Here is a 19,512-nt window from a genome sequence, read left to right on the forward strand (position 1 = left end):
AGTCAAAACGAACGCCGACCGCTTCGCGAGCGCAAGAGCGGCACAGTGCGGGGGGCCCGGCACAGGGGGGCCGCAGGAGCATGAGAGAGACTTCTTAGAAGAGTCACCGGCAGGGCATGTTTCATGCGCCCTCTCGTATAATTCCTGCTGGGCCTAGTAGCGGACGGGAGAGATCCATGCACATCACGCAGCACACGGACTACGCCTTGCGCGTACTGATCTACCTCGCTGCGAACACCGACCGGCTGGTCACGATCGCCGAAGTCTCGCAGCGCTTCGATATCTCCCGCAGCCATCTGATGAAGGTCGCGAACCAGCTGGTCCGCGAAGGCTTCGTCGAAGGTCTCCGAGGCAAGGGGGGCGGCCTGCGGCTAGCGCGTCCTGCCGAGCAGATCGCGATCGGCGCCGTGGTTCGCCGCATGGAGCGCGGCATGGAGCTCGTCGAGTGCTTCGGCCACGACAGCAACTGCCTGCTGACGTCGAACTGCAAGTTGAAGGGTGTGCTCGCGACGGCGCTCGAAGCCTTTCTGCAATCGCTCGACCGCGCGTCGCTCGCCGACGTGATCGAGGCTCCTCAGAAGAAGTTGCTGTACTTCGCGAAGCCTGACGCGCCGCCTCCCGCCAGGAAGGCAGCGCGCGCCCGTGCCGCAAAGATGCCGCAGAGCGCGGGCTGACGCTGATTGTCCGGCGAAAGCGGAGTCCGCATCTTGTCCCCTGAACGTACTGAGGAAGCTCCCGGCCGTTACCCGATTGTGGTCATCGGTGCCGGTGCGCTCGGGCTGACCTTCGCCGCCCGCCTCGCCGGTGTCGGCCCGGTCGCCGTGATTGCGCGCACCGAGGCGCGCGCTCAGGCATTGCGCGGCGGGATCGAAGTCGGCGGGCAGTCGATCAGCTTCGACGCGTTTGCCGCCGGGGACGCGCCGCGTGCCGATCACGTGATCATGCTCGTCAAGGCCGGCGATACCGAGGCGGCAGCGCGAACCGCCTGTGCGATGCACCCGCAAGCGGTGTTGTCGCTACAGAACGGACTCGTCGAGGAACGCCTTCGCGAGGCGCTCGGCGCGGTGCGGAGCGGGCAGGGCGTCACGACCGCCGCCGCGTGGCGGGATGGCGACCGCGTCGTTCCGGTCGGCCTCGGCGAAACGCTCGTTCCGCCCGGCTTCGAGGCCGTCGCCGAGCAGTTGTCGCAGGCAGGACTGCCGACGCGTGTGGAACCTGAAATCTACGCGGCGCGGCTCGCGAAACTGCTCGTCAATCTCGCGATCAATCCGGTCACGGCGCTCTTTCGCGTGCCGAACGGCGCGCTTGCGGCCCCGCCGTACCGCAGCTACGTCGAAGCGCTGGTTCGCGAAGCCTGGCCGGTCCTGCGCGCCGAAGGACTCGCCCTCGACGCGGCCGCAGCGAAAAAGCGGGTCTTCGACGTCATCGCGGGCACTGCGGAGAACCGATCGAGCATGTTGCAGGACGTCCTCGCCGGTCGCCCGACGGAGATCGGCGCGCTTACCGTCGCATTTCTCGCACTGGCGGCGCGCCATCGCGCCGACGCACCGACGCACGCGGCGCTTTGCCATCTGTTGCGCCTGTCCGAAGCCCCGCCGCAGTTCACACCGGCATCACAGCAGCGATGAGGGGCTGGGGTGAGGGATGGCGATTATCGCCTCCTCGCCGAGCGCCAAGAGTCACGAACGTTGCAGCGTGGAATGGTCGGGAAGACGAGTCGACGAGTCGAGGTCGAAGCGGCCGGGCTGCAAACCGTCGTCCGAGAGGCCGATTTGGGGGAAGGCAGCGCATCGGAGTGAGACCCATGGCTGCTCTCGCGGCCGACGCACGCGATTCAAACCGAATTCCGAACGCTCCAGTGAAAAATCTCGACGAAAACTTGCCAAGCCGAAGTTGCATCGCCATAATGCCGGCTCTGCGAACGAGCAAGAGCGGTAGAAACGGCAAAAATCGCTCGCGAACGCCGGATTGAAGGTTGTTCGGGAGTTGCCGGAAGCTCAAGAAAGTTTTGCAAGGTAGTTGACGCAATCGCGAGAACATATAAAATCTCGCTTCTTTGCAAAGCGCCCGTAGCTCATCTGGATAGAGTACTTGGCTACGAACCAAGGGGTAGGGAGTTCGAATCTCTCCGGGCGCGCCAGAATTCAAGGGGTTAGCGAGTGATTGCTAACCCCTTTTTCCATTTCCGCCGGGTAATCGGTTTCACGGCAGGCCGCCGGCGCTGACCGGATCGATAGAGGCCCGGCTCCGTTCGGAAGCGCGTGATCCGACGGATACGCCGTCCGCTCTCCGCGACTATCCCGCCGCCGTCAGTAGCGAAACCAGACTCTCCAGCGCCAGCGATGGCTCGCCGCGGCGGACGAGGTGGGTGGTATTCGTCGCGACGTGGTCCGGCAGGCTGTGCCGCTTGACCTTGTCCGTCGCATGCAGCGCGGCGAGCACCGATTTCGGCACGATCGCGAAACCCGTTCCGGCGGCGACGCAGGCGATCATTCCTTGGTACGAGGCGAACTCGAGCGCGCGCTCGGGCATCACGTTGTCGGCGCTCAGCCAGTCTTCGAGGCGCTTGCGGTAGGAGCAGCCGTGGGCGAACGCGATCATCGTGCAGTGGCCGAGATCCTTCGGCGTCCGTACGCGGTCGACGGCCTTCGAGGTGATCAGCACGAGTTCTTCGCGGAACACGGGGGTGGCCGCGAGGTCGGGCGCGGTGAAGGGTTCGGAGACGAAAGCGGCTTCGAGGTCGAAGTTGTTGACCCGGCTGATCAGCGCGCTGGTGGTGCCGGTGACGAGTTCGACGACGACGCCCGGATTGTCGGCGTGATAGCGCGACAGGATCGGCGCGAGGCGGCTGCCGGCAGTGCTCTCGAGCGAGCCGAGGCGGAAGATCCCCTGCGGCTTGCGATTGCGCATCTCATTGACCGCCTCGTCGGCGAGCCGCAGCAGGCGCACCGCGTAATTGAGCAGCGTGTGCCCTTCCGCTGACAGCGCGAGTGTCCGCCCCTCACGGCGGAACAGGCGCACGCCGAGGAATTCCTCGAGCTGTCGCACCCGGGTCGTGACGTTCGACGGGACGCGGTGGAGCTTGGCGGCGGCACGCACGACGCCGCCTTCCTCGACGACAGTTCGGAAGATCGCCAGAGATTCGAGGTCGACTGTTCTCATAACGTGAATGCTAATTCACATTTATTCATTAGTCAGCACGTATCGTCCCGTGGCCTAATCGGGCCATGAACCCGAAGATTCCCGAAATGCACTCCGACGCGGCCGCGATGCGCGCGATTGCGGCGGTGGTTGTTGCGGCGATGTTGTCGCTCGCGGTGGCGATGGGCGTCGGCCGCTTCGCCTTTACGCCGCTTTTCCCGTTGATGGTCCGCGACGGTCTGCTCGGCAACGAGAGCGGCGCGTGGCTTGCTGCCGCCAACTATCTGGGATATTTGGCGGGCGCCTTGCTCGCCGCGCGGGTGCGTCTTCGCGCCGCGAGCCTGCTCGCGCTCGGTCTCGTCGGCACCGTGCTCGTGACCGGCGCGATCGGCTGGACGTCGTCGCTGCCCGCGTGGGCGCTATGGCGTTTCGTCGCCGGCGTGCTGAGCGCGTGGAGTCTCGTCGCGACTTCGGCCTGGGCGCTCGGATGGCTCGCGACGCATGGTCGGCCCCAGCTCGCCGGCGTCGTCTTCGCCGGGGTGGGACTCGGTATCGCATTCGCCGGCGTGTATTGCGCGCTCGCTGCGCGGCCGGACGTGAGTGCACAACACATGTGGATCGAGCTCGCTGCGCTGGCCGCCGTCGCGATCGTCCTGCCGCTCGTGGTGAGCCGCCGCCATTCGGCGCCTGCGGCACCCGTGCAGTCCGGCGCGACGGGCAACACGAACCGCCCGCCGCGAGCCGGTACCGGCGGGATCATTTTCGCCTACACGCTGTTCGGCTTCGGCTACATCCTGCCCGCGACCTACCTGCCGGCGCAGGCTCGCCAGTTGATCGACGATCCTCAGGTCTTCGGCTGGGCGTGGCCGGTGTTCGGCGCCGCCGCCGCGGTCTCGACGCTGATCGCGGCGTGGGGCCTGCGCCGGTTCGACCGGCGCAACGTCTGGGCGGCGAGCCACCTCGTGATGGCGGTCGGCGTACTCTTGCCAGCCGTCTGGCCGTCGCTGGTGAGCATCCTCGTCGCGGCGCTGTGCGTCGGGGGCACTTTCATGGTCATCACGATGGTTGCGATGCAGGAAGCGCGCGCGCGGGCGGAGCACGACGCGACTGCGGTCCTCGCGCGCATGACGGCTGGCTTCGCGTTCGGGCAGCTGATGGGGCCGGTCGTGTCTGCCGCGCTTGCCCGCGTGACCCCCGATTTCTCGACTGCGCTGAATCTTGCCCTGCTCGCGGCGGCGTGCGGCCTCGTCGGCAGCGCGTTCTATCTCCGTCGCGAGGTCCGTCAACATCGTCTGGATGCCTCCTGCCATGCCTGATCACGAAACTCGACGTCCCACTCCGCAAGGCTTCGGCGAATCGAACGCCGAGCGCCTGCCGATTCCCGAACGCAGTGCGATGACCGAGGCGCAGCGCGCCGCCGCCGACGCGATCATCAACGGCCCGCGCAAGGCGATCTTCGGCCCGTTCGTGCCGTTGCTGCAGACGCCGGCGCTGATGGAGCGCATCGGCAAGACCGGCGAAGCGCTGCGCTTCGAAGGCATCCTGCCGGAGCGCGTGCGCGAGCTCGCGGTCTGCGTCGTCGCGCGCGAGACCGGCAACCAGTTCGAATGGCAGACGCATGCGCCGCTCGCGGTGAAGGCCGGCGTCGAAGCTTCGGCGATCGACGCGCTCGCGGCGGGACGCACACCGCGGAACCTCTCCGCCGAGGACGCGTGCGTGTGCGACTTCGTCATCGAACTGATGCAACGGCACGGCGTCAGCGATGCGACTTACGCCGACGCGACCGCGCGTTTCGGCGAGCCCGGCGCGGTCGAACTCACCGCCCTCGTCGGCTATTTCCTGATGGTGTGCTGGATCATGAACGTCGCGCGCACACCCGGGCCGAGTGGCTCGATGATGCCGAAGTTGCGCGCCTTTCCGGCCTGACGTCGTGACCATCCCGGAGAACCCGAACATGGCAAAACTATCCACTCAGGTATCCGTTTTCATCGGCGGCATCCGGCCGCTGCCCGAATCGGGACGTCCGACCGGGATGTACAAGTCGCCGCCGGACGGTCCCGTCGATGTCGGGCGCGAAGGATTCGTCGGCGACCAGCAGGCCGACCGACGGGTCCACGGCGGCCCCGACAAGGCCGTTCATCTTTATCCCGCACGTCATTTCGAGGAACTCGCCGTGCACTTTCCCGAGGTGCGCGATGCGCTGCGGCCGGGGTCGATGGGCGAAAACCTGTCCTCGCCCGATCTCGACGAGCGCGACGTTCGCGTCGGGGACATCTGGCGCCTGGGCACTGCCTGCCTGCAGGTGTCCCAACCGCGCACGCCGTGTTGGAAGATCGACGAACGCTTCGGTTGCGAAGGGATGACCGCGTTCGTCGCGGATCACCTCCTGACGGGCTGGTACTGGCGCGTCGTCGAGCCCGGCCGGGTATCGCCGCGCGACACGCTCGAGCTGCTCACGCCGGCTTCCGACGCGCCGACGCTGCGCGACGCGATGCTGCTGTGGCAGGAACATCGCCCGCCGCTCGCCGAACTCGAGCGGCTCGCCCGGACGCCCGGCGTCGCTGCGCGGTGGCGCGAGAAAATCGAGCAGCGGCTGGCGTGGTTGAGGCAGGCGGCGGGGTAGGCGTTCGGGACGGTCCTGTCGCAGGCCGGCCAGTGCCCTTCGACCAATTCGGGGCGAACGGCGTGCTTGCGTGCCGGCTGCTGGATGAGGTGCACGTACTTGCGCCGACGTGCCGAGCACATGGTCGGCGGTGGCGCGCTGCGCCGCTCCCGCGTCATCGCCCGCCAGCCGCCGGCGTTTCCCCGAGCATCGACTCCTGCGCCGCGTTGTGCAGCGCGACGACGGCCGGATGGGTCAAGCGGCGCTCGACCGAGATCGCGTAGTAACGGACGACGACGTCCCGGGCGAAGCCGATCGACTCCGCCCCGTACTGCGTGCGCAGCTCCTCCTCGAGGATCACCGGCGCCGGAAAGACGCCCACGCCCGCCTTGCCGAAAGCCTTCATCAAGGCCGTGTCGTCGAACTTGCCGACGATCTGCGGGTGGATCCGGTTGTCGTGGAGCCAGCGCGCGACCGGCCCCTGCATCGCCGCGCGATCGCCGGGCAGCAGCATCGGAGCGCCATCGAGCGACGCGGGAAACCCGGGACGATAGCGCTCCGCGAGCGCGGGCACGCCGAAGAACGCGACCGCGCTCTGCCCGAGCGCATGGCTGTAGCCGCGCACCCCGAGCTCCGAGGGCAGCGGCCGGTCGGCGATCACGAGATCGAGCTTGTGGATCGCGAGGTCGCCGAACAGCTGGTCGAGCTTCTCCTCGCGGCAGACGAGGCAGACGCGTTCCGGGAGGGCGATCGCCGGCGCGAGAAGGCGATGCGCGATCGATTTCGGCACCGCATCGGCGATGCCGACCCGGAACAGCAGGTCGCCGCCCGCAGAACCGCTGCGCAGCGACTGTTCGAGCTCGTGGCCGATCTGGAAGATCTCGTCGGCGTGCGACAGCGCGAGCTTGCCGGCGGACGTCAGATCCAGCCGGCGTCCGACGCGGCGGAAGAGGTCGGCGCCGAGCGAGCGTTCCAGCTCGGCGAGCTGGCCGCTGATCGTCTGCGGCGTCAGGTGGAGGCGCTCGGCCGCGCGCGTGATGCTGCCGCTGCGGGCGACGTTCCAGAAGTAATAGAGCTGTTTGTAGTTCAGCATGCCGGAGGATTCTGCTATCAGTCTGTGACGAACAAAGCGACAAGAATTATCTGCTTTTCTTGATGGTGAAGAGAAGCGATCATGAAGTCGTCCCATGTGGGAATTTTCCAGGGAGATTGCCATGCAGATCGAAATCCATGCTCGTGACTTCGTGCTCACCGACGGCCTCCGCGACGCGGTCGAGCGTCGGCTTCGCTTTGCGCTCGGGCGATTCGACGAGCGTCCCCTGCGGGTGACCGTGCGGCTGTCGGACATCAACGGCCCGCGCGGCGGCGAGGACAAACACTGCGGGATCCGGGTCCGCGTCGGCGGCCTGCCGGACATCGTCGTCGAGGACACCGAAGCCGATCTGTACGCCGCGGTGAATCGCGCGACCGAACGCGTCGCCCGCGCGCTGCGGCGCAAACTGCAGCGGGCCCGCCCGAACTTCGAGCCGCGGACCGGCGAGATGGTGGATGACGAGGATGGCTGGCCGCTGTTCGCCGACTACGAGGACGGCCGCGCCGCCGCAGTCGCCCACTAACTGACTTCCGCTTCTCCGGGCATGGCGCTGCCAGCGCGCCTTGCCCGGCGACTTCCAAAAACAAAAACTTTCTTTTCTCCCCAATGAATTCCGCTGTGTCGGTCGGCGAGCCGTGGATGTGGGCGGCGTTCGTCGCCTTCGTGCTGGTGATGGTCGCGCTGGACCTCTTCGTGTTCGGCGGCCGCAAGGTGCATCGCGTCAGCGTCAAGGAGGCGGCTGCGTGGTCGCTCACGTGGTTCGCGCTCGCGCTGCTGTTCGGTGCCGGCCTGTGGTGGCACCTCGATGCGACGCTTGGGCGTGAAGTCGCCGACACGAAGGCGCTCGAGTTTCTGACCGGCTATCTGATCGAGAAGTCGCTGTCGATCGACAACGTGTTCGTGTTTCTGCTGATCTTCTCGGCGTTCAAGGTCGTGCCCGAATTCCAGCGCCGCGTGCTGTTGTACGGCGTGCTCGGTGCGATCGTGATGCGCGCCGCGATGATCCTCGGTGGCGCCTGGCTCGTGCGCGAGTTCGACTGGGTGCTTTACGTGTTCGGCGCCTTCCTCGTCATCACCGGCGTGAGGATGCTCGTCGCTGCCGACAAGGAGCCGGACCTCGAGCGCAACCCGGTGCTGCGCTTCGCGCGGCGGCACCTGCGGGTGTCCGAAGGCGAGCACCGCGAGGATTTCTTCGTCGTCAAGGACGGCATCCGCCACGTCACACCGCTTTTCCTCGTGCTGATCCTCGTCGAGGCGTCCGACCTGATGTTCGCGGTCGATTCGATCCCGGCGATCTTCGCGATCACGACCGACCCGTTCATCGTCTTCACGTCGAACATCTTCGCGATCCTCGGGTTGCGCGCGCTGTACTTCCTGCTCGCGGATGTCGCGAGCCGCTTCCACCTGCTGAAGTACGGCCTCGCGATGGTGCTGACCTTCATCGGCGTGAAGATGCTGATCGCGCCGTGGTACCACGTGCCGGTCGGCGCATCGCTCGCGACGGTGTCGGTGCTGATCGGCGCGAGCGTCGTCGCGAGCGTGATCGCGACGCGCAACGGACGTACGCGCTCCTGAATTCGCCCTCCCGGAAGTCCCGATGATCGACGTCGTCGTCCTGTTTTTCCTGTTCGGCCTCGCGGCCGGCCTCGTCCGCTCCGAGCTGAAGTTGCCGGGAGCGCTGTATGAATCGCTGTCGGTGTTCCTGCTGCTTGCAATCGGCCTCAAGGGCGGACAAGGGCTCGCCGAGCAGCCGCTCGGACCGCTCGCGCCGCAGCTTCTGGCAGTCATTGCGCTCGGCGTGCTGCAGACGCTGATCGCGTTCGGCGCGCTGCGTATGTTGGGTGGCCTCGCGCGAGCGGATGCGGGCGCGATGGCCGCGCATTACGGCTCGGTCAGCGTCGCGACCTTCGCGGTCGGCGTGAACTGGCTGATGACGCGCGAGATCGGCTTCGAGTCGCAGATGGCGATCTTCCTCGCGGTGATGGAGATCCCGGCGATCATGGTCGGCATCGTGCTCGTGCGCGGCATTGGCCGCGACACCGACTGGCGGCTGCTCGCGCACGAGACCTTCCTGGGCAAGGGCGTCACGCTGCTGCTCGGCGGCATGGCGATCGGCTGGGCCGCGGGCGCGGAAGGGCTCGCGTCGATCAAGGGGCTGTTCTTCGATCTCTTCAAGGGGGCGCTCGCGCTGTTTCTACTGGAAATGGGGCTGATCGTCGCGCGGCAGGCGGGCGAGCTGCGCCGGCGCGGCGTCTTCATCGTCGCGTTCGGTCTGGTGATGCCGCTCGTGTCGGCCCTGCTCGGGCTCGGCTGCGGTCTGCTGATCGGCTTGTCGCCGGGCGGGCTGACGCTGCTGATGACGCTCGCCGCGAGCGCGTCCTATATCGCCGTCCCGGCGGCGATGCGCCTCGCCGTGCCCGAGGCGAACCCGGCGCTGTCGCTCGCCGCGGTGCTCGGCGTCACATTCCCGTTCAACATCGTCGCCGGAATCCCGCTCTACAACTGGGCGGCGAACCGTCTTGCCGGAGCCTGAAGATGAGCCTACAGACCGAAAAGCGGACGCTGGTGACGGTGATCGCCGAAGCGGTCGTCGAGCAGTCGCTGCTGCGCGACTTTGACCGTCTCGGCGTCAGGGGCTACACGGTGTCGGACGCGCGCGGACGCGGCGCGCGGGGCGTGCGCGACGCGGCGTGGGACGAGGCGGCGAACATCCGCATCGAAGTCATCTGCGCGCGGCCGCTTGCCGAGGCGCTGCTCGCGCACGTGCAGGAGCGCTATTACGCGAACTACGCGATGGTCGCGTTCCTGCACGAAATCGAGATCCTGCGTCCCGGCAAATTCTGACGGCGGCGCCGCGTCGTCAGCCTTTCACGCACAGCACCTGTCGCAGCGTGTGCACGACCTCGACGAGGTCGGTCTGGTTTGCCATGACCTCGTCGATGTCCTTGTACGCGCCCGGGATTTCGTCGACGACGCCGACGTCCTTGCGGCAGACGACGCCGCGCGTCTGCTGAGCGAGGTCGGCGCTCGTGAAGGTCTTCTTTGCCTCGGTGCGGCTCATCCGGCGGCCCGCGCCGTGGGCGCAGGATTCGAAACTCTCCGCGTCGCCCTTGCCGCGCACGATGTAGCTTTTTGCGCCCATGCTGCCCGGGATGATGCCGAGCTCCCCGCGGCCGGCGCGGATCGCGCCCTTGCGCGTGACCCAGACGTCGGCGCCGTAATGACGTTCGCGGGCGACGTAGTTGTGGTGGCAGTTCACCGCTTCGGTCGTGACGTCGAACGGCGGCAGGTGGCGCGCGAGCGCGGCGAGCACGCGGCGCATCATCTCGTTGCGGTTCTCGCGCGCGTAGCGCTGCGCCCACGACACCGCCTCGACGTAGTCGTCGAAATGGCGCGTGCCTTCCGAGAGATACGCGAGATCGGCGTCGGGCAGGTGGGCGTCGAGCCGCGCCATGTCGTCCCGCGCGAGCGCGATGAAATAGCTGCCGATGCGGTTGCCGATGCCGCGGCTGCCCGAGTGCAGCATCACCCACACGCGGCCGGCTTCGTCGAGGCACAGCTCGATGAAATGATTGCCGCCGCCGAGCGTGCCGAGCTGGCAGACCCACGCGTTCGCATTCGCGACGCCCTTGCGCAGGCCTGGATGCTTCGCGTAGATGCGCTCGAGTCCCGGCGCGAACGGTTTCGCCGCTTCGGCCGGCACGTCGCGTCCGCCGTGCTGGTCGCGGCCGACCGGCACGTCGCGGCTGATCTGGTCGAAAATCTTGCGCAGCAGCTTTTCGTTCAGGTCGTCGGCGCGGATCGACGTGCGCGCGGCGATCATCCCGCAGCCAATGTCGACGCCGACCGCGGCCGGGATGATCGCCTTCTTCGTCGCGATCACGCTGCCGACGGTTGCGCCGATGCCGGTATGCACGTCGGGCATCGCCGCGACGTGGTGATGGACGATCGGCAACTGGGCGATGTTGGCGAGCTGTTGTCGCGCGCTCGTCTCGATTTCGCCGGTCCACACCTTGACCGGCACTTCGCGTCCTTCGATGGTTTGCAGAATCGGCATTCGGATTTCCTGTGTTCGACCGCGCGAGCGCGGCGCCCTCATCCGTCCAGCGTGTCGCGCACCGTTTGCGCCAAATCCTCGATCGCGTAGGGCTTGCTGAGCAGCTTGACGGCCGCACCGAGCGCTTCCAGTTGCTGGATCGCGTTGCCGGTGTAGCCGGAGGTATAGATCACTTTCAGGTCCGGGCGTTTCGTCTGTGCCGCCCGCGCGATGTCCGGTCCGTTCATCCCGCCGGGCAGCACGACGTCGGTGAACAGCAGCGCGACGCCGGGTTCCGCGTCGAGCAGCGCCAGCGCCGTCTTGCCCTCCGCGGCCGGCAGCACGCGGTAGCCGAGCGCGGTGAGCAGGCGGCAGACGAGATTGCGCACATCCTCCTCGTCCTCGACGACGAGGATCGTCTCGCGCCCGACCGGCTGCGCCGCTTCGGCTTCGGCCGCTGCCGCCCCGGTTTCGGCGGATTCCACGATTTCCGGCAGGAAGAGCTTCACGGTCGTGCCGATCTCCGGCTCGCTGTAGAGCTTCACGTGTCCGCCCGACTGTTTGACGAAGCCATACACCATCGCGAGGCCGAGCCCGCTGCCCTTGCCGGTCTCCTTGGTCGTGAAGAACGGTTCGAACGCGTGGCTCGCGACTTCGTCGGTCATGCCGGTTCCGGTGTCGGAGACCGCAAGCATCACGTAGCGGCCGGGGGTCACGTCGATTTCGAGGGACGCGTAGTGTTCGTCGAGCTGGACCGCCGCCGTCTCGATCGTCAAGGTGCCGCCGATCGGCATCGCATCGCGCGAATTGACCGCGAGGTTCAGCAGCGCGGTTTCGAGCTGCGTCACGTCGGCGGTCGCCAGCGGCAAGTCCGGCGCCTCGACGACGTTGATCTGCACCTGCTCGCCCAGCGCGCGACGCAGCAGCGGCGCCATGCTGGAAATCATCTCGTTGAAATCGACGGGGACCGGCGCCAGACGCTGCTTGCGCGAGAACGCGAGCAGCGTGCGGTTGAGATCGGCGCCGCGGCGCGCGGCCTTCAGCGCGCCCTTGATGAGCTCGTCCGCGAGCGGGTCGTTGCGGAGGTGGCGCGCGAGCAGCTGCAGGTTGCCCATGACGACCGTGAGCAGATTGTTGAAGTCGTGCGCGACGCCGCCGGTGAGCTGGCCGACCGCTTCCATCTTCTGTGCCTGGTGCAGCTTGCGCTCGGCCTCGTTGCGGTCGGCCGTTTCGGTCTGCAGCGCGCGGTTCGCGCGTTCGAGCTCGCCGGTGCGCTGCTGCACGCGCTGTTCGAGCTCGTTGCGCGCCTCGCGCAGCGCACGCTGGACTTCGCGGCGCTCGGTGATGTCGCGGATCGACGCCGACACCAGAACGCCCTCGTCGGTGTGCAGCGGGCTGAGGCTGATCTCGACCGGCAGCTCGCTGCCGTCCTTGCGCCGTGCGGTGAGATCGAGGCCGCTGCCCATCGGCCGGACCGCCGGACTGGCTATGAAACCGCCGCGCATCTCGACGTGCGCCGCCTGCACGCGGACGGGCACGAGAATCTCGATCGCGTTGCCGAGCAGCTCGTCGCGCCGGTAGCCGAAAAGTTTTTCGGTCTGCGCATTCACGAGGACGATATTGCCGGCCTGATCGACGACGACGATGCCGTCCGGCGCGGTCTCGATGAGTTCCCGCGCGCGCTGCTCGATCTCGCGGCTGCACGCGAGTTCGGCCTCCAGACGGGTGATTTTTGCGGAAAGGGACTCGACGTCGTGCTTCATCTTGCGAGGATCTTGTGGTGTGTGCGATTCGGGGGAGTCAGCATCGCCGACATTCGGGCAAGCGGCCATTCGGGAAAACGCGAGCCGGAGCGCGCTGCCGCAGGTAGGCATGTCGCGCCTGCCGGCCGTTGGATGCGCTGGTCGCAACGGCAGTTCCGGCGGCGGCGGCGTGCCCGCCTTCGGCAGGAGGCGATCGCTGGCGTCGCGCCGAGGGGCCGGCGGGGTTGCCAAGGACGCCCGCGACAGCCGATGATCCGCGCCTGCCCCGTCCGGAGCTTTTCCCTTGCGTTTCCTGCACACCGCCGACTGGCATCTCGGCCGTCTCTTTCACGCGCGTTCGCTGGTCGATGACCAGGCGCACGTGCTCGACCAGTTCGTCGCGCTCGTCCGCGACACCCGCCCCGACGCCGTCCTCATCGCCGGCGACGTCTACGATCGCGCGGTGCCGCCGCCCGAAGCGGTGAATCTGCTCGACGACACGCTGTCGCGGATCGTCATCGGCGAAGGCGTGCCGGTGGTGCTGATCGCCGGCAACCACGACAGCCCGGATCGGCTCGGCTTCGGCTCGCGCCTGCTCGCCGCGCGCGGGCTGGCGATCGCGAGCCGGCCGCGCGCGGACGTCGAGGGCATCGCGTTCGACGACGCGCACGGCCGCGTCGTCGTCTATCCGCTGCCGTACTCCGAGCCCGCGGTCGTGCGCGACGCGTTCGCGCTCGAGACTGCCGATCACGACGTCGCGCTCGGCCGCCAGCTCGATGCGATCCGCTCGGCTCACCGCACGGCCGACCGCTCGGTGGTGCTCGCGCACGCATTCGTCGCCGGCGCGGCGTCGAGTGAGTCCGAGCGTCCGCTTTCGGTCGGCGGCAGCGGCGCGGTCGCAGCCGCGCGCTTCGCCGACTTCGACTTCGTCGCGCTCGGCCATCTGCACCGGCCGCAACGGCTCGGCGCCGACCACATCGGCTACTCGGGATCGCTGCTGAAGTATTCGCTGTCGGAGGCGGGGCACGACAAGAGCGTGTCGCTCGTCGAACTCGGCGCGCGCGGGGACGTCCGCGTCGAGCCCGTCGCGCTGACGCCGCGGCGGGATCTGCGCCTGATCCGCGGCGACCTCGCGACGCTGATCGCCGCAGGGCGGGACGACGGCGCCCGCGAGGATTACGTGTTCGCGTCGCTGACCGACGCCGGCGCGCTGCTCGACCCGGTCGCGCGCTTGCGCGAGGTCTACCCGAACGTGCTCGGCTGCGAGCGCGTGGTTCTCGCTCAGGCCGGCGTCACGCGAAGCACGGCGCAGCGGCAGCGCGAACTCGACACCGGCGAGCTCTTCGGCGATTTCTTCCGCGAAGTCACCGGCGAGCCGCTTGCCGATCCGGCGCGCGACGCGCTGCTCGCGGTCATCGACCGCCTCGAAGTTGCCGGGCGGGAGGCGCAATGAAGCCGCTCATCCTGACGATGCAGGCGTTCGGGCCGTTCGCCGAGCGCCAGACGGTCGATTTCACCGCGCTCGGCGAGCGCGCGCTGTTCCTGATCCACGGGCCGACCGGCGCGGGCAAGACGACGCTGCTCGATGCGCTGTGCTTCGCGTTGTATGGCGATACATCCGGAGGAGAACGCGATCCTCGCGCGATGCGCAGCGATCACGCGGCGGCGGCGCTGCCGACCGAGGTCCGTTTCACCTTCGCGCTCGGCGCGGAGCGCTACCGCGTGACCCGGCAGCCGGCGCAGCGGCGCCCGAAGCAGCGCGGCGCCGGCCACACCGAAGCGCCGGCGACGGCGCAGCTCGATCGCCTCGACGGCGACACTTGGACGAGCGTCGCGACTCAGCCCGGCAAGGTCACGGCCGCGATCGAGAGCCGGCTCGGCTTCGACAGCGTCCAGTTCCGGCAGGTGATCGTGCTGCCGCAGGGGCGTTTTCGCGAACTGCTGAGCGCGCGCTCGGACCAGCGCGAGGCGATCCTGCAGGCGCTGTTCCGCACCGAGCGCTACCGCGAACTCGGCGACGCGCTCAAACGCGAGGCGCGCGCGGTCGAGGAGCAGGCGAAGACGATTGCGGCGAAACGTCAGGCGGTGCTGCAGCAGGCGGACGCCGAATCGACCGAGGCGCTTAACGAGCGACGTGAGCAACTCGACGCCTACCGCAGCGCGCTGCAGCCGCAGGAGCGGGCCGCGCGCGAGCGGGCGAAAGCGGCGCGCGAACGGCTCGAAGGGGGGCGTCTCGCGCAGGCGGCGCTGAAGGAAGCGGCGGACGCGGCGACGGCCGCAGCGCAGGTCGACAGTCGGCGCGTGGACATCGACCGGCGGCGCGGCGAGATCGACGCCGCGCGCCGGGCCGAGCGCGTGCGCCCGCTCGATCTCGCGCTCGCCGAAGCGCAGCGCTCGCGCGAGGCGGCAGCGGGACGCGAGCGCGACGCGCAGGCGGAGCTGCGCGCGGCGTCGCAGGCGCGAGAGCTCGCCGGGGCCGCGTTCGCCGCCGAACTTGCGCGCGAGCCCGAGCGGGAAGCGGCCGCGCGCCGGGCGGCGGAACTCGCCGGTCTCGCGGAACAGGTCGCGCGGCTCGCCGCGGCGGTTGAGCGTCACCAGGCGGCGGAGCGGCAGCGCGTGCAACTGACGACCGAGGTCAAGGGGCTCGCCGTGGAACTCGAGCGGCAGCGGGAACTGTCGGTCGAACGAAGCCGTAGCGTGGACGCGCTGCACCAAACCGCGACCCGAGTCGAAGCGCTCGGCCTGCAGATCCGGCTCGCCGAATCGAAGCGCGAACAGCTCACGCGGCTCGTCGACGTCCGCGCGGCGGCGGGACGGGCCGAGCAGGCCTTCGCCGCGGCGGTGGAGCGCGCAGCCGCTGCGGAGCGCGAGTTCGTCGCCACTCGCGCTGCGCGGGAGGACGTCGAACTTCGCTGGGTCGCGGGCCGGGCCGCGCAGCTTGCGGCATCGCTCGTTGCCGACGCGCCGTGCCCGGTGTGCGGCAGCCGCGATCATCCCGCGCCGGCTCACGCAGCTCCGGATGCCGAGGCCGTCGTCGACGAGTCGACGCTGAACGCATCGCGCGACGCGGCACGCCGAGCCGAGGCGGCGCGCGACGCGGCGCTGCGGAAACGGCAGGAGGCGGAAGGGCCGTGCGTGCAGGCGCGCACGCGCCTCGCGGATCTCGAGCACGCGCTGCAAGACGCGCCCGAGACCGCGGACGTCGTCGACACGCGGCTCGTCCGGCTCCGGCGCGAACTTGCGGAAGCGGAGGCTGCGGCAGGCACGGCGAAGGCGCTCGCCGAACAGGTCGCGCAGCTCAAGGCCGCGATCGCACGCGGCGAAACGCTGCTCGCGAGTCGCGACGCCGCGCGCGTCGAGGCGGCGACGAAGGCTGCCGCAGCGGAGGGCGAGGTCCGGCTGCTGCACGACAGCGTGCCGGAAGAGCTGCGCTCCCCGGCCGCGCTTCGCAAGGCGATCGACACCGTGGAGGCGCAGCGCAAGGCGCTCGAATCGGCGCTCGAAGCCATGCGGCGGCGCGAGCAACAGGCTGCCGCGCGCGTCGCAGCGGCGGAAGCGGCGCACAGGGGCGCCGCGGGCGAGCGCGCGCGGGCCGAGGAGGCGTTCGAGCTCGCCCGGGAACGTTTCGTCGCCGCGCTCGCTGCGGAGGGTTTCCCGGATGACCCCGACTATCGCGGCGCGCTGCGTGCGCAGGAGGTGCTGCGGGCGCTGGAAGGCGACGTCACCGACTACGACCGGACCGCCGCCGCCGTGCACGACCGCCTCGCGCGGGCACGCGCGGCGGCTGAAGGACTCGCCGCGCCCGATCTTGTCGCGCTCGAACGCGAGTGCGCCGAATCCGCCGCGGTGCTCGAAAGGCTGCTCGCGCAGCTCCAGCAGCTCTCCGCACAGATCGGCGCCGTCGACCGCGCGCTGGCTGCGCTCGCGGCGCTCGCCGCGGAAGGGCAGGACGTCGATGCGCGTTATGCGGTGCTCGGGCGTCTCGCCGAAGTCGCGAACGGCGCGAACCCGCTGCGCATGACCTTCCAGCGCTTCGTCCTCGCGACGCTGCTCGACGAGGTGCTCGAAGCGGCGTCCCTGCGCCTGACGCGGATGAGCCGCAGCCGCTTCGAGCTGCGCCGCGTCGTCGGCGTGCTGGACCAGCGCACGGCCGGGGGCCTCGAACTCGAAGTGTTCGACCACTTCACCGGCACCGCGCGACCGGCGAACACGCTGTCGGGCGGCGAGGGCTTCCTCGCGTCGCTGTCGCTCGCGCTCGGGCTGGCCGACGTCGTGCAGTCGCGTGCCGGCGGCATCCAGATGGAGACGCTCTTCATCGACGAGGGCTTCGGCACGCTCGACCCCGAAAGTCTCGACTTCGCGCTGCGGACGCTGATCGACCTGCAACAGGCCGGCCGGCTCGTCGGCGTGATCTCGCACGTCGCCGAGCTGAAGGAGCGGATGGACGTGCGACTCGAAGTCCGCGCCGGAGCGCGGGGCAGCGAAGTCCAGATCTGCCGCTGAGCCGCCTGGAGTCGCTGACCGCTGACCGCACAAACCGCTCTTCCCTTGCTTCACGCCCCATTCCGCGACATGGGCCAGTTGCCTTTACGCCGCAGTGTTTCACCCGTGAAACGCCCCAGCGTGGGGCGAAAATCGATAAATCGCCAGGAAATCAATGACTAACGCCGTAATCTTCAGACGGCGCGTCAGTGCTGCACTGCATCCCTGTACAGAAGCTAAACAGTTTTCGCGTCGATCCAGAGCCGGTGCGCGGATCCAAATAAAAAACTTAATTTAAAACAATAGTTTGCGCATTGTTTTCGAGTTGGCGCAGCTCTTGCTGATGCTCCGGGTACCGGGCCTGGCATGGTGCCGGCTTTGGCTCTGCAAGGGGAACGCGCAATGAGAAAAACGTTGATTTCAGTGGCGATTGGACTTGCCTTTGGCGTGGCCGGGCAGGCCTGGGCCAACCCGACGACGAATGTGGACGACGTAACCCGCGACAACACGCAGACCGCGACCGCGACGTCGACGCAGGGAGGGCCAGGCCCGCAGGCGAACGAATACTCCAACGCGACCGACAACACGAACAATTCGACGATGGACAATTCGAACAGCTCGACGAACGACAATTCGTTGGCCGACAGCTCGAACAACTCCACGACGGACAACTCAGACCACTCCGACAATTCCGACAACTCCGACAATTCGGATAATTCCGACAACTCCGACCACTCCGCCGCCTCGGCGAGCGGTACCGGGACCGCCGCCGCGAACAATGGCGGCACGTCCACCGCCACCTTCACGAACGCCTTCAACACGACGACCGTGACGGCCTCGTCATCACTGTCGGGTGCGGTTAGCGGGATTTCGGTCAATAACCTCGGCAACATCGCGACGATCAACGGCAACGCGAACGGTGCCGCGGGCGGAACCGGCAACGGTGGCGCCGGTGGCCAGGGGCTGGGCGGCTCGGCGAACGGAGCGGGCGGAACCGGCGGCGGTGCAGCGGGCGCCGGTGGCGCTAACGGCGCGGCGGGTGGCGCGGCGAACGGCGGAGCTGCGACCGGCGGAGCGGCGGCGAGCGGTGCCGGTACCGGGGGCGGCGCGGCGGGCAGCACCGCGATGGCAGGTGCGGGCGCCGGCGGCGCTGCGAATGGTGGTGCGGCGGCAGGCGGTGTCGCGACGGTAGGCGCAGCGAATGCCGGCGGCGCGACTGGCGGCGCGGCGAATGCTGCGACCGGCGCGGAAGGCGGAGCGGCTGGCGACGCGATGGCGAGCGGTGGCAACGGCGACGGGCCGGGCGGAGCGGGTTCGTCGAGCGCGAGCGCCTCCGGGGGCGCAGGCGGGCTCGACACCGGCGGCGGCGCGGGTACCAACCGCGACACCGCTTCGACCGGCGGGGCCGGCAGCGGCACCGGCGGAGCCGGCGGCACGTCGACGAACACCGCGGGTGCGGGCGGCACAGGCGGATCGGCGACCAGCGGCACGACGACCGCGGGCAACGCGACTGCCGGGACCGGGACGGGCGGCGCAGGCACCGCGGGCAGCGCGACGGCGGGCAACGGAACCGGCGGCGCAGCGACTGCGGGTGATGCGACCGGCGGCAGCGGCACCTCCGGGACCGCGACGGCCGGCAACGCGGCCGGCGGCAATGCGACCGGCGGCAACGGCGGCAATGGCGGCAACGGCGGCACGAACACTGCCGGCGCGGGCGGCGACGGTGGCACGAACACCGCGGCTGCCGGCAATGGCGGAACGGGCGAAGGCGGCGCCGGCGGTGCGGGCGGAGCAGGCGGTTCGCTGATGGTCGACGCGGGCACGTTCAACCTGTCGAACACGATCAGCGGCAGCAGCCTCGCGAACAGCGCCGGTATCAATGCCGTTTCCCAGAACACCGGGATGGGCTCGCTCGTGCAGCAAAGCGTGAATGTCCAGGCGAACCTGACGGTTCAATAAGCGACGTTCATCGGGCCGGGGGGCGTGTCCCTCCGGCCTTGCTGTTGCAGCCGAGGAGTCGAGCCATGAGACAGGTACTGCCCCTGCTGACCTTGGGAATCGCGGTTGTCGCGTCGGGCGGAACGGCCCGCGCGTGGGCGGACGAAGCCGTGCCTCACGAGGCCGTCGTCGAGACGCTCGTGCCGGCGACGACGGAAGTGCTGTTCGTGAGCCCCGCGGTGGATGACGCGGAGCTGGCCGACAAGCGCGGCGGAGCGGACACGCACCTCAGCGAGATCCGCGCCGTGGGCACGGTGAACGATGTCAGCGTGTTGAACGCCGTTACCGGCAGCAACACGATCACGGAAGGTGCGCTCGCCGGCGCCAGCGGAATCCCGATGGTGATCCAGAACAGCGGCAATGGCGTGCTGATCCAGAACGCCACGATCGTGAATCTCGAAATGAAATGAAGAGGGCG

General features: G+C 68.8%; 17 protein-coding genes and 1 tRNA gene. 14 read left to right on the forward strand and 4 right to left on the reverse strand.

The features are described 5' to 3' along the window. The first annotated feature begins 176 nt into the window (after positions 1-176). The 3 genes from ROZ37_RS05500 to ROZ37_RS05510 all read left to right on the forward strand — a co-directional run bounded on the left by ROZ37_RS05500 (position 177) and on the right by ROZ37_RS05510 (position 2,140). Positions 177-674, forward strand: coding sequence for an Rrf2 family transcriptional regulator (locus tag ROZ37_RS05500; protein ID WP_312658111.1), 498 nt, complete (start codon positions 177-179; stop codon positions 672-674). 33 nt (positions 675-707) lie between these two features. After that, positions 708-1,628, forward strand: a complete 921-nt coding sequence (locus ROZ37_RS05505) for a 2-dehydropantoate 2-reductase (protein ID WP_312658114.1) — start codon at positions 708-710, stop codon at positions 1,626-1,628. A gap of 435 nt (positions 1,629-2,063) precedes the next feature. Further along, a tRNA-Arg gene (locus ROZ37_RS05510) sits at positions 2,064-2,140 on the forward strand. Between the two features lie 155 nt (positions 2,141-2,295). Here ROZ37_RS05510 and ROZ37_RS05515 read toward each other — a convergent pair. Next, positions 2,296-3,162: a LysR family transcriptional regulator gene (locus ROZ37_RS05515; RefSeq protein WP_312658116.1), complete on the reverse strand. Its 867-nt coding sequence runs from the start codon at positions 3,160-3,162 to the stop codon at positions 2,296-2,298. Positions 3,163-3,227: 65 nt separating this feature from the next. On the opposite strand from ROZ37_RS05515, the gene ROZ37_RS05520 reads away from it, so the two are divergent. From ROZ37_RS05520 to ROZ37_RS05530, 3 genes are read left to right on the forward strand one after another with little or no spacing between them, the layout of a single operon-like run. Next, positions 3,228-4,457, forward strand: coding sequence for a YbfB/YjiJ family MFS transporter (locus ROZ37_RS05520; RefSeq protein WP_312658118.1), 1,230 nt, complete (start codon positions 3,228-3,230; stop codon positions 4,455-4,457). Further along, complete coding sequence (locus ROZ37_RS05525) at positions 4,450-5,067, forward strand: carboxymuconolactone decarboxylase family protein (RefSeq protein WP_312658120.1); 618 nt, start codon at positions 4,450-4,452, stop codon at positions 5,065-5,067. Before ROZ37_RS05520 ends, ROZ37_RS05525 begins: the two co-directional genes overlap by 8 nt. A 28-nt stretch (positions 5,068-5,095) precedes the next feature. Next, complete coding sequence (locus ROZ37_RS05530) at positions 5,096-5,764, forward strand: MOSC domain-containing protein (protein ID WP_312658122.1); 669 nt, start codon at positions 5,096-5,098, stop codon at positions 5,762-5,764. A gap of 154 nt (positions 5,765-5,918) precedes the next feature. On the opposite strand, the gene nhaR is transcribed toward ROZ37_RS05530, so the two are convergent. Beyond that, complete coding sequence (nhaR, locus tag ROZ37_RS05535; RefSeq protein WP_312658123.1) at positions 5,919-6,836, reverse strand: transcriptional activator NhaR; 918 nt, start codon at positions 6,834-6,836, stop codon at positions 5,919-5,921. A gap of 121 nt (positions 6,837-6,957) precedes the next feature. Here nhaR and ROZ37_RS05540 point away from each other — a divergent pair, with 121 nt between their 5' ends. The 4 genes from ROZ37_RS05540 (at position 6,958) to ROZ37_RS05555 (ending at position 9,680) form a co-directional block, all read left to right on the forward strand. Next, the gene (locus tag ROZ37_RS05540; protein WP_312658125.1) at positions 6,958-7,359 is read left to right on the forward strand and encodes an HPF/RaiA family ribosome-associated protein; all 402 of its coding nucleotides are present in this window, start codon (positions 6,958-6,960) and stop codon (positions 7,357-7,359) included. Between the two features lie 116 nt (positions 7,360-7,475). Further along, on the forward strand, positions 7,476-8,411 hold the full coding sequence (locus tag ROZ37_RS05545; RefSeq protein WP_312658127.1) for a TerC family protein: 936 nt from the start codon (positions 7,476-7,478) through the stop codon (positions 8,409-8,411). Positions 8,412-8,433: 22 nt separating this feature from the next. Then, on the forward strand, positions 8,434-9,369 hold the full coding sequence (locus ROZ37_RS05550; RefSeq protein ID WP_312658129.1) for a sodium-dependent bicarbonate transport family permease: 936 nt from the start codon (positions 8,434-8,436) through the stop codon (positions 9,367-9,369). A 2-nt stretch (positions 9,370-9,371) separates the two neighbouring features. Then, on the forward strand, positions 9,372-9,680 hold the full coding sequence (locus ROZ37_RS05555; RefSeq protein WP_312658131.1) for a P-II family nitrogen regulator: 309 nt from the start codon (positions 9,372-9,374) through the stop codon (positions 9,678-9,680). A gap of 16 nt (positions 9,681-9,696) precedes the next feature. Here the strand turns inward: ROZ37_RS05555 and ROZ37_RS05560 are convergent, their stop codons facing one another. Together ROZ37_RS05560 and ROZ37_RS05565 are read right to left on the reverse strand one after the other, a co-directional pair. Then, complete coding sequence (locus ROZ37_RS05560) at positions 9,697-10,893, reverse strand: RtcB family protein (RefSeq protein WP_312658132.1); 1,197 nt, start codon at positions 10,891-10,893, stop codon at positions 9,697-9,699. 38 nt (positions 10,894-10,931) lie between these two features. After that, positions 10,932-12,635 carry a PAS domain S-box protein gene (locus tag ROZ37_RS05565; RefSeq protein ID WP_312658133.1) on the reverse strand — a complete coding sequence of 568 codons (1,704 nt, stop codon included), beginning with the start codon at positions 12,633-12,635 and terminating at the stop codon, positions 10,932-10,934. Between the two features lie 283 nt (positions 12,636-12,918). Between ROZ37_RS05565 and ROZ37_RS05570 the strand changes: the two genes are divergently transcribed. From ROZ37_RS05570 to ROZ37_RS05585, 4 genes are all read left to right on the forward strand, one after another. Continuing rightward, positions 12,919-14,067 carry an exonuclease SbcCD subunit D gene (locus ROZ37_RS05570; protein WP_312658134.1) on the forward strand — a complete coding sequence of 383 codons (1,149 nt, stop codon included), beginning with the start codon at positions 12,919-12,921 and terminating at the stop codon, positions 14,065-14,067. Continuing rightward, positions 14,064-17,117 (forward strand): SMC family ATPase, encoded by a 3,054-nt coding sequence (locus ROZ37_RS05575; protein WP_312658136.1) that lies wholly within the window; start codon positions 14,064-14,066, stop codon positions 17,115-17,117. The genes ROZ37_RS05570 and ROZ37_RS05575 overlap by 4 nt, the downstream gene beginning before the upstream one ends. Positions 17,118-17,498: 381 nt before the next feature. Then, positions 17,499-19,055: a hypothetical protein gene (locus ROZ37_RS05580; protein ID WP_312658137.1), complete on the forward strand. Its 1,557-nt coding sequence runs from the start codon at positions 17,499-17,501 to the stop codon at positions 19,053-19,055. Positions 19,056-19,120: 65 nt separating this feature from the next. Continuing rightward, positions 19,121-19,504: a hypothetical protein gene (locus ROZ37_RS05585; protein WP_312658139.1), complete on the forward strand. Its 384-nt coding sequence runs from the start codon at positions 19,121-19,123 to the stop codon at positions 19,502-19,504. Positions 19,505-19,512: the final 8 nt, after the last annotated feature.

It is taken from the genome of Aromatoleum sp., assembly GCF_032027225.1.
In the GTDB taxonomy this organism is placed as follows: domain Bacteria; phylum Pseudomonadota; class Gammaproteobacteria; order Burkholderiales; family Rhodocyclaceae; genus Aromatoleum.